We start from the raw sequence: 14,565 nt of genomic DNA on the forward strand, positions 1-14,565 counted from the left end.
CCGGGTGCCCGCACAAACGGGCCCCACCGAACGGACCCACAAAATCGTCAAAGTGACGAGATGGGGGTACGATCCCGTCATGAACACAGCGGACCTTGGGCTGCCGGTGGACGTTCCCTCGACGGCGCTCTTCACGGACCAGTACGAGCTGACGATGTTGCAGGCCGCGCTGGCCGCGGGGACCGCCGAGCGGCGCTCGGTCTTCGAGGTCTTCACGCGGCGGCTGCCCGACGGGCGGCGCTACGGGGTCGTGGCCGGGACCGGCCGCGTTCTCGACGCGGTGGAGAACTTCCGCTTCGACGCGGACGTCCTCGGCTTCCTGCGCGAGCAGCGGATCGTGGACGAACCGACCCTTCAGTGGCTCGCCTCGTACCGCTTCAGCGGCGACGTGTGGGGCTACCCCGAGGGCGAGGTGTACTTCCCGGGCTCACCGATCCTGCGGGTCGAGGGGTCCTTCGCGGAGTGCGTGCTGCTGGAGACGGTGATCCTCTCCATCCTCAACCACGACTCGGCGATCGCGGCCGCCGCCTCCCGGATGTCCTCCGCCGCCGGGGAGCGGCCGCTGATCGAGATGGGCGCCCGGCGCACGCACGAGCTGGCCGCGGTCGCCGCCGCGCGGGCCGCGTACATCGGCGGCTTCACCACCACCTCCGACCTGGCCGCCGGGTTCCGCTACGGCATTCCGACCGTCGGGACCTCCGCGCACGCCTTCACCCTGCTGCACGACCGCGAGCGGGACGCCTTCCAGGCACAGGTGAAATCACTCGGCCGGGGCACCACGCTGCTCGTGGACACGTACGACGTCACCGAGGCGGTCCGGATGGCCGTCGAGGTCGCCGGCACCGAGCTGGGCGCGGTGCGTATCGACTCCGGCGACCTGCTGCTGGTCGCGCACCGGGTACGCCAGCAGCTGGACGAACTGGGTTCGACCCACACGAAGATCATCGTGACCTCCGACCTGGACGAGTACGCGATCGCCTCGCTGGCGGCGGCGCCCGTGGACGCGTACGGCGTCGGCACCCAGCTGGTGACGGGATCCGGCCATCCCACCTGCTCCATGGTCTACAAGCTGGTCGCCCGCGCCGAGTCGGCGGACCCGAAGGCCCCGCTCGAGGCCGTGGCCAAGAGGTCCACCGGCGGCAAGACGTCCATCGGCGGGCGCAAGTGGGCGGCTAGGCGACCCGACGAGTACGGAGTCGCCGAGGCCGAGGTGATCGGCACCGGGCCGGTACCCGGTGAGCTGGTCGACCACCAGCTCCTGGTCGAGCTGATCAAGGGCGGCCAGGTGGTCGCCCGCGAGCCCCTCGACGTCGTACGCGACCGGCACGCGGCGGCCCGCGCCGACCTGCCGCTGTCGGCGACGCAGCTCTCGCGCGGAGAGCCGGTGATTCCCACGGAATACGTCTGATGCGCACGGACTGCGTCTGAGACCCACGGAGTACGCCTGAAACCCACGGAGTACTTCCGAGACGTGGGCGCCGGCCTCGCGGGGACGGCGCCCCAGTGGCCCCACTGGTGCCCACTCGTGCGGCCACGCATGAACAACCGGTGAGCGGGAATGCAACGGCAGCGTGCCTGCGCGGTCGGCGGAAGCCAAAAGCCCCCTCCCGCAGCGCACTTGAAGTCTCTAGGCTCGGTACAAGCAGCAACGGCCGGGCCCGCACCCCCTCCACCGACCTCCTGCCAAGCCGAAGGACACCGACCATGCGCCGCGCCTTGATCGTCGTAGACGTGCAGAACGACTTCTGCGAGGGTGGCAGCCTCGCGGTGGCCGGGGGTGCCGACGTGGCCGCCGCCATCACGGAGCTGATCGGGCAGGCGCCCGCCGGCTACCGCCATGTCGTGGCCACTCGCGACCTCCACATCGCCCCCGGCGGTCACTTCGCCGACAACCCCGACTACGTGCACTCCTGGCCCGCGCACTGTGTGGCCGGCACGGAGGGGGTGGGCTTCCACCCGAACTTCGCCCCGGCCGTCGCCTCCGGCGCGATCGACGCCGTCTTCGACAAGGGTGCCTACGCGGCGGCGTACAGCGGCTTCGAGGGCGTCGACGAGAACGGGATCTCGCTGGGCGACTGGCTGCGGGCCCGGGAGATCAACGAGGTGGACGTGGTCGGCATCGCCACGGACCACTGCGTGCGCGCCACTGCCCTCGACTCGGTCCGCGAGGGCTTCCGCACCCAGGTGCTGCTCGACCTCACGGCCGGGGTGGCCGAGGAGACGACGGAGCGGGCCCTGGAGGAGCTGCGGGCAGCGGGCGTGGAGCTGACGGGCAAGCCTGTCGTCTAGCCCCTGCGGGAGTGCCCCACGGCGGGTCCGGTAACCCCTGCGCGAGCGCCCCCAGGAGGGTCCGGACGGGGTTCGCCACCGCCGACACGTACGGTCCCGGCGCCGGTCGCCAGGGCTACTCCCTGCCGCCGATACTGCTACCGCTGACGCCAGCATGGCCGCCGGCCGTCACGGCCGCCCGCCGACCGGCTACTCCCTGCCGCCGCTACCACTGACGCCGCCGCCGCTGCCGCCACCATGACCGCCGGCCGTCACGGCCGCCCACCGACACGGCTACTCCCTGCCGCCGCTACCACTGACGCCGCCGCCGCTACCGCTGACGCCACCATGACCGCCGGCCGTCACGGCCGCCCGCCGACACCGCTACTCCCTGCCGCCGCTACCACTGACGCCGCCGCCGCTACCGCTGACGCCACCATGACCGCCGGCCGTCACGGCCGCCCACCGACACGGCTACTCCCTGCCGCCGCTACCACTGACGCCGCCGCTGCGCATCCGTCTCACGCCTGCGCCGCAGGGCGTCTCAGCAGGGCTCTGATCGGGTGCCAGAGCTCCTGGGCCAGTTCCGGGCCCGCGACACCGATGTCAGGGGCCGTCCGCCATATGAGGCCGTCGGGGTGGTGCAGGACCGCGGTGACCTCGTCCGGGGTGGGAGGCGCCGCGTTGCCGCGGAGGTAGACCGCACGCAGGCCCAGGTTGCGCAGCCGCGTCAGGGCTCGGGCACGGTTCTGCGCGAGGACCAGAAAGCGCACACAGCCGCCGCCCGGGCCCGACGGGCTGGGCAGGTTCAACGCCACCACCACGCTGCCGTTCGGCAGCTTGCAGAAACCTCCTGCGGCCATGCGGTCACACCCCCGTGCGAGTCAGTGTCAATAAGCGAGCCACAGGACGCACCTAAACACGGATCGGCGGCAACCCGCCAGGGGGTTGCCGCCGATCGCCTTCTGACCTGCGAAAATGCCGACTACTTCACCGCGGGGCCGACCCGGAGCGAGATCGTGGAGCCGTCCTTGGCCTCCTTGACGATCTGGATCTTGGTGTTGGTGTCAGTGATCTTGACACCGGCCGTCGGGGTGCTGTCGTCGTAGTAGGTGCTGGTGTGGTCGTTGAAGACCGGCACACCCTTCGACGACCGGATCTTGGTCTTGACGTCCGCGTTGTGCAGCGTGATGCCGTCGGTGCGGTACCGGCTGAACGGCGAGTCGTACGCCTGGATGCGGTTGCGCATCAGCGTGCCGTCGGACCACTTCAGCGCGGCCGGGTGCGAGTCGACCGGCAGGACCAGGCCGACGCCCGGGTGGACGCTGGTGTTGTTGTCCGCCTGGGAGGTGTCCCACTTCCAGATCAACAGGCCGTTCTGGTACGTGTAGTGCTCCACCCAGTCCGGACGGGTCGTCGAGAAGCCGAAGTTGTACGGGCCGACCTTGAGGGTCTTGTCGTACGACACGTACTGACGGTTCTCGGCGATGTAGTACTGCGCGTAGTCCTTGGTGAAGGACGCCCCGATGCGGGAGAAGCCGGTGGCGGTCCAAGCGGCGTCAGCGGTCTCGGCGTTGTCGGAGAACACCGTGGCACCGTCGGCGGTCAGCGCGATCTCGTCGGCCGCGAAGCCCTTCTGGGCCACGCCGCCGTCGGTCTGGTAGCGGAAGCGGACGTCGATCTTCTTGCCCGCGTAGGCGTCCAGGGAGTACGACAGCTTCTTGTAGCCGTCGACCGTGCCGGTCAGCGCCGGCTTGTCGCTGGCGTCGTGCGGGATGGGCTGGCCGTCCACCGTGCCGTCGATCGCGGTCCAGTTGGCGCCGCCGTCGGTCGAGACCTCGGTGTAGAGGAAGTCGTAGTTGGCCTCGATGTCGTAGTAGCCGTCCAGGGTCAGCGTGGCCGAGGACTTACCGGTGAGGTCGACCGAACGGGTCAGCGTGTTCTTGAGGTTGTCACCGCTGCCGCTCCACCACTGGGTCGAGCCCTGCGCCGGGGTCACGACGGTCGTGGTGACCGCCTTGTCCGGCAGGTTGACCACGAGGGCCTGCTTGTTCCAGGTGTTGTACTCGGCGACACCCAGCTTGTGCGTGGACTGCTTGCCGGCCTTGGCCGTGTCGTAGTTCAGCCAGCCCAGCTGCAGCTTGTCCCAGGCGTTGAAGTTGCCCGGCAGGTCGCCTATGGACTCCTTGCCGGTGCCGAGCCAGGAACCGGAGGACATCAGGGTCCAGAAGCCGGTGGAGTTGTCACCGTTGCCGGTGGTGTCGTAGTGGTCCGGCAGGCCGAGGTCGTGGCCGTACTCGTGGGCGAAGACGCCGAGTCCGCCGTTCTCCGGCTGGATGGTGTAGTCGCCGACCCAGATGCCGGTGCCGCCGATCTGGGCGCCGCCCAGCTTGTTGTCGGCCGGGCCCGTGGCGCCCGCGTCGGTGCCGAACGCGTACCAGCGGTGGGCCCAGATCGCGTCGGTGCCCTGGACGCCGCCGCCCGCGGACTCGTCCTCACCGGCGTGCACGATCTGGAAGTGGTCGATGTAGCCGTCGGGCTCGTTGAAGTTGCCGTCGCCGTCGAAGTCGTAGCGGTCCCACTGGTCGAACTTCGCCACGTCCGCCTTGATCTGGGCGTCGGTGCGGCCGGCCGCCTTCTGCTGGGCGACCCAGGAGTTCAGGCCGTCGCTGACGACGTTCCACACGCTCGGGCAGTTGGTGGAGCCGCAGGCGTTGTTGCCGTAACGGGCCTCGTTGTACGGGACCTTGACCCAGTCGGCGACCTCGCCGTCGACCGAGTAGCGGCCCGAGGACTGCTTCTCGTAGAACTTCTTCATCGACTCGACATGCTTGCCGGTGCCGAAGTAGAGGTCCTGGAAGTGCTTCTGGTTGTAGTCCGCCTGCCAGGCGGTGCTGTTGTCCTTGGTGCGGTCCGGCTTGGCTATCTTGTTGTGCCCCGGGCCGGCCGTGCCGCCGTACGTCGGGTCGACCTTGTCGCCGAACTCGACCAGGATCGTGAAGATCTTGTCGGTCTTCTCGCGGCCCAGCTCGACGTACTTGCTGTGGCCCTTCTTGCTCTTGAGCTGTACGACCTGCGAGCCGTCGCGGTCCTTGACCTGGGCGTCGCCGGATATGACCTGGTTCAGGGCCTCTTGGCGCTGGGCGGTCTGGGTCTTGCTGAGCGGGCCGTCGAGGTCGTGGTCGACCGCGGTCTTGGCCGGCTGCGGGTCGTGGCGGTGGATGGTGGCCGACGACGATACGTCATCGGCCTGCGCCACGGCGAACGTGGAGAACGTGGCGGTAGCCGCCGCGAGGGCGACGCCCACCGCTGCTGCTCTGAACGTCCATGGTCTGCTGGTCACTTGATGTCCTCCCCCGCGTCCGCTCGCGCGGATGGGGGTTCCCGGTCATGGAAGTCCGCGCGCGTCTACGCGATTCAAGTGACGACATTTGACCGGAGTTACCAAAGAAAAGACAGGTCTTGACTTGAACCTGGCAAGTGCATTATGCGGAGCGGAGGTTCGCTATCCGAACGCTTCGCGCAACCCCCAACGGGCGCGCCCGTATGTCCACTTGGTGGACGTGATGACTCCGTGCGCCCCCTGTGCATCGGCACCGTGGGTAAGGTCACGCTTACCAGTCGTTCCACTCGGGCATGCAGGCGAATAGAGTCGATTGGCGGAGCGTCGGAAGTCGGCGGAAAGCCAAGCCGACACCGTTGTCTCACCCCAGATTCTTATCCGCACCCTCCCCCATCGCGAGAGGCACCGGGGGGAGAACCCCCACCCGAGGACACGATTGCCATGCCTCGTCCGACCGCCGCACAGCTCGCCTACGGTTCCTGCACCGTGATCTTCTCGACCCTCGCCATGCTGCTGCTGTCTCAGACGAGTTCGGGCCTGGGGATCGCGCTGATCACCCTCTCGGCGCTCGCCCTCGGGCTGCTCGTCGCCGTGACGGTCCCGCTGCCGAAGCCCACGCCGTCCGCGGCGGCTCCGGCTCCCGCCCCGGTCGAGCGGGTGCCAGTACAGCGCGAGACCGCGTCCGTGTCCGCCGCCGCGGCGCCCCAGCCCGTACGCGAACCGGCCGGCCCCTGACGCCCGGCCCACCTCGTGCGTGAACCGGCCCGTGAAGCACGGACCCGCCGGTTATCGGAGCGCTGCCGCCGCCCTGGGGTCAGCGCCTACGAGGCGGACCGTGTACGTCAACCGGTGCTGACCACCACCGTCTTGGCCGCCTTGTCGTGCAGGCCCTGCTTGTAGGGCTTGTCGAAGAAGCTCCAGCCGCCCGCGATCGCGGTCCAGATGCACGCGCAGCAGAACGCGAACGGGAGCCACAGGACCAGCGAGCGCGTCAGCATGGTCTGCAGGGAGGGCGTGGAACCGTTGTCGAGGTTGGCCACCCGCAGGTTGAACAGCTTCTTGCCGAAGGTCTGTCCCGACCTGCTCATCATGACGGTGTCGTACGCGACATAGAGCACGGCGGCGATCACTTCCTTGCCGAAGGATTCGCCGAACTTGATCTTGTCCGTGTCCATTGTGTACTGGTGGAGCCCGAAGGCCCAGGACAGCAGCCACACCACGATGCCCACCAGGATCATGTCGAGGATCCTCGCCAGCACCCGTTTGCCGCTGTCGGCGAGCGGGGGCATGCCGGCGAGCGGATCGCCGCCGTAAGGGCCTCCACTGCCGTAGGGATCGCCGCCTCCGTACGGCGGAGGCTGATCGCCGTAGGGAGAGCCGCCGCCGGGGGGCGGCGGGGGGCTGTCGTACGGGGAACCGCCGCCCTCGGCGGGCGGGGGCTGCTTCTTGAACGGGTCTTCGTCCGGTGGCCGGCCGGAGCCGGGGGGCGGCGGTTCGCTGCTCATGGCCCGAGTCGACCGCGAACCCTCCGCCTCCGCATCCGGCGAGGGCCGTCCGGGGGACCGGGACGGCTCCCCCGGAGGGTCTTCAGGAAGGCCGCGGCTTCACGAGGACGCGGCCACGAAGGTGTGGGCCGCCTTGTCGTGCCAGCACTGCCGCCACGGCTTGTCGAACAGACACCACAGCACGCCGACGACACCGATCACGAGCAGGCCGGGGACGCTGTAGACGAGCCAGCGGCGCAGGGCCGCGCCGAAGGTCGGCGGTTCGTGGCCCTCGATGTCGCGCACCTCGATGCCGCACAGCTTCTTGCCGAGGGTGCGGCCCCACTTGGCGGTGGGCAACGCGTCGTACAGGACGCCGAAGAGGAGCAGGACGCCGAGGACGATGCCGAGGCAGCTGGTCGTCGTGCCGTCGAGCAGCCAGACCGTGACCTGCTCGCCGGACAGCTTGGCCGCGTCGATCTTCTCGTTGATGTGGTCGATCGCCTTGGTGCCCAGCGGCACGGCGGCCACGGCGGTGACACCGGCGAGCACGACGGTGTCCACGAGGCGCGCGGCCAGGCGCTTGCCCAGACCCGCGGGCCGCGCCGCCGACTGCCGCCGCGCGGCCGCCTGGAACACGTCGTCGACCGGCGGCTTCCACGGCGCGACCGGCTGCCCCTCGTCGGCCGTGGCGCCCGCGAGCCGGTGCACCTGCTGGGCCCAGGAGGGCTGTCCGCCGCCGGAGCCCGAGGTCATGGGGGCAGGGCCACCGGACTGCTGCGGGACGGAGGGAGTGGCGGGCGTGGCGGGGGCGTTGCGCGCGGCGGCCGCCGCCTGGGCGGCCTGCCCGGCGCCGAAGCCGCCGCCCGCGTGGCCGCTCGCGCCTGAAGCGCCCGAAGCTCCGGAAGCGGGGGAAGCTCCGGGAACGCCTGAAGCACCGGGCGTACCGGCCGCACCGGCCGTGCCGGGTGCGCCCGCCGCCGGGCCCGTGCCCCCGGTCTGCGCCCCGTGCTGCCGCTCCGTGCGCGGAGAGCGCGCGCGGAAGGCCATGGTGCCCTCGGAAGGGAGGGGGTCCTTGCCGCCGGGCGTGGCGGAACCCTGGTCCCCCGTACGGCCCGCGCCGGGCGCGCCCTGCGACCCCGCGGGCCGCACCGGCCCCGTGGGACGGCGGAACACCACGGTGCCGCCGGACGCCGGGGGCTGCTGGTCGCTGCCCGAGTCCGCGGGCGGGATCGTCGCCGTTCCGTCCGTGCGGGAGGACTTGCCGTCGGGCGGGACGATGTCGTCGCCCGGCTGTGCCGCGCGGGGCACGCGGGGGTCGGCGCCCTGGGGCCCGCCCCAGGACACCCGGCGGTCCTGCTCGCCGCCGAAGCCGGACTGCTGGGAGCGGTCGGCACCCCATGTGGCGGCGGGCTCGGGCCGGCTGCCGTGCTGCGCATCGGCGGGGGACACCGGGGGCTGGGGGTCCTCGTCGAAGAAGTGCGGACCCGTCTCCTCCGCCGGAGTCGGCGCCGGTGCGGGCACATGGGCCGGTCGCGCGCCCGGCGGCGGTGCGAGCGGTTCGCCGTCGGACGGCGCCGGACGGCTCGTACCCGGTACCCAGGCGGCACCGTTCCAGTACCGGACATATCCAGGAATGGAGGGATCCGGGTAATACCCTTCGCGGGGCCTGTCGTCACCGGGGGCCGGGGTTGGGGCGCTCATGTCCGTCGTCCCGTATCTGCTCGGGGGTCTTTTGGGGGCTCCACATCTATCAGACGGGCGCACTCGTCACGGCCGCTCCCGCCTTACCCACCCCTTTCGGGCATGGTTCCGCCATCTCTTGCGAGCCGGGTTCCGGGGTTGTCCGGGAAGGGGCCGGCCCTCGTCGCAAACGGCACCCGAAGCCGGCTCGGCGCCGGGCCGAAGCCGGTCCGGAGAAATTTCCCGGAACCCGCGTAATGGTTCCGGACCAACGCGCTCTCCACCCGTACCGGCCCGCCCACAGGGCCCCGTACACGAGAGGAAACGCGCCACATGCATATCGTGGTGGAACGCGAACTCCAGCTCGGACTCGTCCTGTCGCCCGAGCGCAGCATCCCCGTCCCGGCGCGGCTCGGCTACCGCACCGACGATCCCTACGCCGTCCACATCACCTTCCACATCGGAACCGACCATCCCGTCGACTGGACCTTCGCCCGCGAGCTGCTCCTCGAGGGGGTGTTCCAGCCGTGCGGGCACGGCGATGTGCGGGTGTGGCCGACGAAGGTCGCGGGCCGCAGCGTCGTGCTGATGGCGCTGAGCTCGCCCGACGGGGACGCCTTGCTCGAAGTGCCGGCCGCGCGGCTGTCGGCCTGGCTGGAGCGCACCCTGCGGGCGGTCCCCCCGGGCTCCGAGGACGGGCAGCTCGGCATCGACGACGGACTGGCCGAGCTGCTCGCTCCGACGCCTGCCGACGACCGGTGGCTGCGCGGCCCGTCGCCGTCGGACGAGTCCAAGGACGGTGAGTAGCGCTGGGTGTCAGAACAGCTTGCCCGGGTTCAGGATGCCCAGCGGGTCGAACGTCGTCTTGATGGCCCGCTGCATCTCCACTCCCACCGGGCCGATCTCGCGCGCCAGCCATTCCTTCTTCAGGACGCCCACGCCGTGCTCACCGGTGATCGTGCCGCCGAGTTCCAGCCCCAGCGCCATGATCTCGTCGAAGGACTCGCGGGCGCGCCGGGACTCGTCGGGGTCGGACGCGTCGAAGCAGACGGTGGGGTGCGTGTTTCCGTCGCCCGCGTGCGCGCAGACCCCGATGGTCAGGGCGTACTTGTCGGCGACGCGCTCGATCCCTTCGAGCATGTCGCCGAGCCGGGAGCGCGGCACGCACACGTCGTCGATCATCGTCGTGCCCTTGACCGCTTCGAGCGCGGTCAGCGACAACCGCCGTGCCTGAAGCAGGAGTTCGGACTCGGCCGCGTCCTCCGCCGGTACGACCTGGGTGGCGCCCGCGGCCTCGCACAGCGCGCCGACCGCCGCGAGGTCGGCGGCAGGGTCGTGGGTGTCGAAGGCGGCCAGGAGCAGAGCCTCGGTGGTCTCCGGCAGGCCCATGTGTGCCATGTCGTTGACGGCCTTGACCGTCGTACGGTCCATGAGTTCGAGCAGGGAGGGCACGTGGCCGCCCTCCATGATCCGGCAGACGGCGTCGCAGGCGGCCCGCGCCGACCCGAACTCGGCGGCCAGCACCAGCTGTCGGGGCGGCTGCGGCTTCAGGGCCAGAATCGCCCGTACGACGATGCCGAGCGAGCCCTCCGAACCCACGAAGAGGCGGGTGAGGTCGTACCCGGCGACGCCCTTCGCCGTACGGCGGCCGGTGTTCATGAGCCGTCCGTCGGCGAGGACCACCTCCAGTCCGAGGACGTACTCGGCCGTCACCCCGTACTTCACACAGCACAGGCCGCCGGAGGCCGTGCCGATGTTGCCGCCGATCGTGCACATCTCCCAGCTGGAGGGGTCCGGCGGGTAGTACAGGCCGTGTTCGTTGACCGCGCGGGAGAGCGCGGCGTTGATGACGCCGGGTTCGACCACGGCGATGCGGTCGACGGGGTTGATCTCGAGGATCCGGTCCATCTTCACCAGGGACAGCACGATGCAGCCGTCCGAGGCGTTGGCGGCGCCCGACAGGCCGGTGCGGGCGCCCTGGGGGACGACCGGGACGCGCAGCTCGGTCGCGGTGCGCATGACGTGCTGGACGTGTTCGACGGTGCGCGGCATGACGACCACGGCGGGCGTGCCCGCCTCGCAGAGGCTCGCCATGTCGTTGGCGTACGAGGCCGTGACGTCCGGGTCGGTGAGGACGGCTTCGGCCGGCAGGCCGCTCAGCAGACGGTCGACGAGGTTGCCGGTCGCTGCCGTGTCTTCATCCTGCGGGGCTTCGATACGGCTCATGATCACAGCGTCGCACTCGGGGCCATCGGTGTGAACCCCGTCCGCCCGAGGCTTTTGCTGCCGGGATGTGGTCTTCGTACTGGCGCACAGTGAGCGGCATGGAGATCGAAAAGCGAGAGCCGGTTCTCTCCGGGCTACAGCCCCAGGAACCCCATGGGCCGCGCTTCTCCCCCGTCGCCAAGCGCGTGCTGTTCGGCGTGGTCGTGGGCGGTGTCGTGCTGGGCGGTGTGCTGGTGCTGCTGCCCCCGGTGCGGCAGACCTTGGTGCCGCCCTCGGCGGGGCCGGGCTCGGTGACCCGGGCGCGGCAGGCGGTCGTGGCCGGGGCGCCCGCCTCACTGCCCGACCTGGCGGCGCTCATCGGGGATCGCGAGGCCCACCTGCGGGCCCATCCGCGCGACGAGCAGTCGTGGGCGGTGCTCGGCAGCGCGTACGTGGAGGAGGCGCGGCGCACTGCGACGCCCGCGTACTACTCCAAGGCCGAGAAGGCTCTGCGTACGTCGCTGCAGGTCAGACCGGAGGGGAACCCGGAAGCGCTGGAAGGCCTGACCGCGCTCGCCAACGCGCGAGGCGACTTCCAGGAGGCCAAGGAGTGGGGCGAGGCGGCTGTGGAGCAGTCGCCGAAGCGGTGGACGGCGTATCCGCTGCTGATCGAGGCGTACACCGGCCTCGGGGACTACAAGGCCACTCGTGGGACCCTCGAAAAGCTGCAGAAACTGCACTCCGGGCCGGCGGTGCTGGCGCAGGCCTCGCGGGTCTACCGGGACCGCGGCTGGCGCGAGGACGCGGCGGCCACGATCGCCGACGCGGCGGCGGGCGCGCGGACGCCCGCCGAGCAGGCGGTCTTTCTCCAGCAGGCCGGTGAGCTGGCATGGGAGCGCGGTGACCCGGAGCAGTCGCTGCGCTACTGCGAGGCCGCGCTGGGCGCCGACCCCGACGCGCACGGGGCCCTCGCCGGTCAGGGGCGCGCGCTGGCGGCGCTCGGGCGCACGTCGGACGCGCTGCACGCGTACCGGACGGCGCTCGCCAAGCGGCCCGCGCCGCGGTACGCGCTGGAGCTGGGCGAGCTGTACGAGAAGCTGGGGCTCGGCCGGGACGCGCGCGAGCAGTACGACCTGCTGCAGGAGCGGGTACAGCAGGAAACCGCCGGGGGTGTGGACGACGAGCTGGTCCTCGGGCTCTTCGAGGCGGACCACGGTGACCCGGTGGAGGCGGTGCGGCGGCTGCGCGAGGAGTGGGAGCGGCACCCCGCGATTCCCGTCGCGGACGCGCTCGGCTGGGCGCTGCACCAGTCCGGGGCGAACGAGGAGGCGGTCAAGTTCGCCACGAAGGTCCTGGACAAGGAGCACGGGGGTGGTGTGCGCAGCGCGCTGTTCATGTATCACCTGGGCCAGATCGAACGCGCCCTGGACCTCTTCGGCCCGGCCCGCCGTCATCTCGCCGAGGCTCTGCGCATCAACCCCTACTTCTCGCCGCTCTTCGTGCCGCTGGCCCAGGAGACCTTGGAGGGGCTGGGCGAGCCGCCTCCGGGCGGGCCGCCCGAGCCGCCGGAGGAGGAGCCCGAGGAGGACACGGAGCCGCCGGCACCGGAGCCGGCGCCTCAGCCGGCGCGGACGCCCGCACACAAGCCCGCGCGGACGCAGGCACCGACGCCCCCGCGGACGCCCGCACCGACGCCCGCACCGAAGCGCTCGGCGGCGCGCTGAGCGGCGGGCGCCATCAGAGCTCGTCCACAGGTCTCCCCAGGTCCTGTGGGCGCCCCCGGCGTCCACAGGACCTGAGAATGTCAACCGGCGTTCAGCGGTTGCGGGTTCTACGGATTCACAGGTTGCCGCGCTTCTCCTGCTCCCGCTCGATCGCCTCGAACAGGGCCTTGAAGTTGCCCTTGCCGAAGCCCATCGAGCCGTGCCGCTCGATGATCTCGAAGAAGACGGTCGGACGGTCCTGGACCGGCTTGGTGAAGATCTGCAGCAGATAGCCGTCCTCGTCACGGTCGGCGAGGATCTTCAGTTCGCGGAGCGTGTCGATGGGGACGCGGGTGTCACCCACCCACTCGCCGAGGGTGTCGTAGTACGAGTCCGGCGTGTCCAGGAACTGAACTCCCCCGGCGCGCATGGCGCGCACGGTCTCGACGATGTCGTTCGTGTTGAGCGCGATGTGCTGGACGCCCGCACCGCCGTAGAACTCCAGGTACTCGTCGATCTGGGACTTCTTCTTGGCGATCGCGGGCTCGTTGATCGGGAACTTGACCTTCAGGGTCCCGTCCGCGACGACCTTCGACATCAGCGCGCTGTACTCGGTCGCGATGTCGTCACCCACGAACTCCTTCATGTTCGTGAAGCCCATGACCTTGTTGTAGAAGCCGACCCACTCGTTCATGCGGCCGAGCTCGACATTGCCGACGCAGTGGTCGATGGCCTGGAAGGTGCGGCGGGCCGGCGGCTCGACGATCGGCTTCGCTGCCACGAAGCCGGGGAGATAGGGGCCCTCGTAGCCCGAGCGGTCGACCAGGGTGTGCCGGGTCTCGCCGTACGTCGCGATCGCGGCGAGGACGACCGTGCCGTGCTCGTCCTTGATCTCGTACGGCTCGGCGACCGAGCGGGCGCCGTGCTCGACGGCGTAGGCGTAGGCGGCGCGGGCGTCCGGGACCTCGATGGCGAGGTCGACGACGCCGTCGCCGTGCGCGGCCACGTGCTCGGCGAGGAAGTGGCCCCAGGTGGTGGCGGCCTTGATCACGGAGGTGAAGACGAAGCGCGCCGAGCCGTTCTCGAGGACGTACGACGCCGTCTCGCGGCTGCCGTTCTCCGGTCCGGAGTAGGCCACGAGTTGCATGCCGAAAGCGGTGGAGTAGTAGTGCGCGGCCTGCTTGGCATTGCCGACGGCGAAGACGACCGCGTCCATTCCCTTGACCGGGAAGGGGTCTGCCTGCCGGGCGGTGTCGGGAGTGTGGTGGGTGGTCTGAGTCATGGCCGCAGGCTCCCTCCGTTCCGCAAGGTGCGCAATAGTTTCCGTGTCGGCTGGACAATATGCTCAGACGTTCGCCCGTTTCTTCGGGCGTTCTGTACAGGATGACCATCTCGGAGGTCCCCATGGCGATCGATCATCTGGACGGCCGGCTCCTCGTGCTGCTCGCCGAGGAACCGCGCATCGGCGTCCTGGAGATGTCCCGGCGGCTCGGGGTCGCGCGCGGCACGGTGCAGGCCCGGCTCGACCGGCTTCAATCGAATGGAGTCATCCGGGGTTTCGGGCCACAGGTGGACCCGGCCGCGCTCGGCTACCCGGTCACGGCATTCGCGACCCTGCAGATCCGGCAGGGACAAGGTGCAGACGTGCGAGCCCACTTGGCGACCGTGCCCGAGGTCCTCGAACTGCACACCACGACCGGCAGCGGCGACATGCTGTGCCGGCTCGTGGCCCGCTCGAACGCCGATCTCCAACGTGTGATCGACCGGGTTGTCGGTTTTGATGGCATCGTCCGGGCCTCCACGGCGATCGTCATGGAGAACCCCGTTCCGCTGCGGATCATCCCGCTGGTGGAGCAGGCGGCGACCGAGCACTGACCGA

12 protein-coding genes are annotated in these 14,565 nt (G+C 70.5%); 6 read left to right on the plus strand and 6 right to left on the minus strand.

Annotation, left to right across the window (positions count from 1 at the left end):
• Positions 1–79: 79 nt before the first annotated feature.
• The gene (locus OG390_RS19690; RefSeq protein WP_406169653.1) at positions 80–1,408 is read left to right on the plus strand and encodes a nicotinate phosphoribosyltransferase; all 1,329 of its coding nucleotides are present in this window, start codon (positions 80–82) and stop codon (positions 1,406–1,408) included.
• Between the two features lie 296 nt (positions 1,409–1,704).
• Complete coding sequence (locus OG390_RS19695; protein ID WP_406169654.1) at positions 1,705–2,289, plus strand: isochorismatase family protein; 585 nt, start codon at positions 1,705–1,707, stop codon at positions 2,287–2,289.
• Positions 2,290–2,789: 500 nt separating this feature from the next.
• Here OG390_RS19695 and OG390_RS19700 read toward each other — a convergent pair whose 3' ends face one another.
• Together OG390_RS19700 and OG390_RS19705 are read right to left on the minus strand one after the other, a co-directional pair.
• The gene (locus tag OG390_RS19700; RefSeq protein WP_406169656.1) at positions 2,790–3,131 is read right to left on the minus strand and encodes a hypothetical protein; all 342 of its coding nucleotides are present in this window, start codon (positions 3,129–3,131) and stop codon (positions 2,790–2,792) included.
• 122 nt (positions 3,132–3,253) lie between these two features.
• Positions 3,254–5,611, minus strand: a complete 2,358-nt coding sequence (locus tag OG390_RS19705) for an immune inhibitor A domain-containing protein (protein WP_406169658.1) — start codon at positions 5,609–5,611, stop codon at positions 3,254–3,256.
• A 441-nt stretch (positions 5,612–6,052) separates the two neighbouring features.
• Between OG390_RS19705 and OG390_RS19710 the strand changes: the two genes are divergently transcribed.
• On the plus strand, positions 6,053–6,346 hold the full coding sequence (locus OG390_RS19710; protein ID WP_406169660.1) for a hypothetical protein: 294 nt from the start codon (positions 6,053–6,055) through the stop codon (positions 6,344–6,346).
• Between the two features lie 107 nt (positions 6,347–6,453).
• Here the strand turns inward: OG390_RS19710 and OG390_RS19715 are convergent, their stop codons facing one another.
• Positions 6,454–7,116, minus strand: a complete 663-nt coding sequence (locus OG390_RS19715) for an RDD family protein (RefSeq protein WP_406169662.1) — start codon at positions 7,114–7,116, stop codon at positions 6,454–6,456.
• A 99-nt stretch (positions 7,117–7,215) separates the two neighbouring features.
• The gene (locus OG390_RS19720) at positions 7,216–8,799 is read right to left on the minus strand and encodes an RDD family protein (protein ID WP_406169664.1); all 1,584 of its coding nucleotides are present in this window, start codon (positions 8,797–8,799) and stop codon (positions 7,216–7,218) included.
• 312 nt (positions 8,800–9,111) lie between these two features.
• On the opposite strand from OG390_RS19720, the gene OG390_RS19725 reads away from it, so the two are divergent.
• Positions 9,112–9,585, plus strand: a complete 474-nt coding sequence (locus OG390_RS19725; RefSeq protein ID WP_406169665.1) for an SsgA family sporulation/cell division regulator — start codon at positions 9,112–9,114, stop codon at positions 9,583–9,585.
• A 9-nt stretch (positions 9,586–9,594) separates the two neighbouring features.
• On the opposite strand, the gene OG390_RS19730 is transcribed toward OG390_RS19725, so the two are convergent.
• Complete coding sequence (locus OG390_RS19730) at positions 9,595–11,010, minus strand: FAD-binding oxidoreductase (RefSeq protein WP_406169667.1); 1,416 nt, start codon at positions 11,008–11,010, stop codon at positions 9,595–9,597.
• Between the two features lie 92 nt (positions 11,011–11,102).
• Between OG390_RS19730 and OG390_RS19735 the strand changes: the two genes are divergently transcribed.
• Positions 11,103–12,707 (plus strand): tetratricopeptide repeat protein, encoded by a 1,605-nt coding sequence (locus OG390_RS19735; protein WP_406169669.1) that lies wholly within the window; start codon positions 11,103–11,105, stop codon positions 12,705–12,707.
• A gap of 115 nt (positions 12,708–12,822) precedes the next feature.
• Here the strand turns inward: OG390_RS19735 and hppD are convergent, their stop codons facing one another.
• Entirely contained in the window at positions 12,823–13,968 is a 1,146-nt protein-coding gene (hppD, locus tag OG390_RS19740; protein WP_406169671.1) for a 4-hydroxyphenylpyruvate dioxygenase, read from the minus strand.
• A 122-nt stretch (positions 13,969–14,090) separates the two neighbouring features.
• Here hppD and OG390_RS19745 point away from each other — a divergent pair, with 122 nt between their 5' ends.
• Positions 14,091–14,561 (plus strand): Lrp/AsnC family transcriptional regulator, encoded by a 471-nt coding sequence (locus OG390_RS19745; protein ID WP_189184758.1) that lies wholly within the window; start codon positions 14,091–14,093, stop codon positions 14,559–14,561.
• Positions 14,562–14,565 lie beyond the last annotated feature (4 nt).

Source organism: Streptomyces sp. NBC_00996 (assembly GCF_045162675.1).
Lineage (GTDB): Bacteria > Actinomycetota > Actinomycetes > Streptomycetales > Streptomycetaceae > Streptomyces.

Excerpts from the sequence above, each read along its gene's own strand:
- OG390_RS19690 (WP_406169653.1), top strand. The coding sequence starts at position 80 with ATGAACACAGCGGACCTTGGGCTGCCGGTGGACGTTCCCTCGACGGCG.
- OG390_RS19695 (WP_406169654.1), top strand. The coding sequence starts at position 1,705 with ATGCGCCGCGCCTTGATCGTCGTAGACGTGCAGAACGACTTCTGCGAG.
- OG390_RS19700 (WP_406169656.1), bottom strand. The coding sequence starts at position 3,131 with ATGGCCGCAGGAGGTTTCTGCAAGCTGCCGAACGGCAGCGTGGTGGTG.
- OG390_RS19710 (WP_406169660.1), top strand. The coding sequence starts at position 6,053 with ATGCCTCGTCCGACCGCCGCACAGCTCGCCTACGGTTCCTGCACCGTG.
- OG390_RS19715 (WP_406169662.1), bottom strand. The coding sequence starts at position 7,116 with ATGAGCAGCGAACCGCCGCCCCCCGGCTCCGGCCGGCCACCGGACGAA.
- OG390_RS19720 (WP_406169664.1), bottom strand. The coding sequence starts at position 8,799 with ATGAGCGCCCCAACCCCGGCCCCCGGTGACGACAGGCCCCGCGAAGGG.
- OG390_RS19725 (WP_406169665.1), top strand. The coding sequence starts at position 9,112 with ATGCATATCGTGGTGGAACGCGAACTCCAGCTCGGACTCGTCCTGTCG.
- OG390_RS19735 (WP_406169669.1), top strand. The coding sequence starts at position 11,103 with ATGGAGATCGAAAAGCGAGAGCCGGTTCTCTCCGGGCTACAGCCCCAG.
- hppD (WP_406169671.1), bottom strand. The coding sequence starts at position 13,968 with ATGACTCAGACCACCCACCACACTCCCGACACCGCCCGGCAGGCAGAC.
- OG390_RS19745 (WP_189184758.1), top strand. The coding sequence starts at position 14,091 with ATGGCGATCGATCATCTGGACGGCCGGCTCCTCGTGCTGCTCGCCGAG.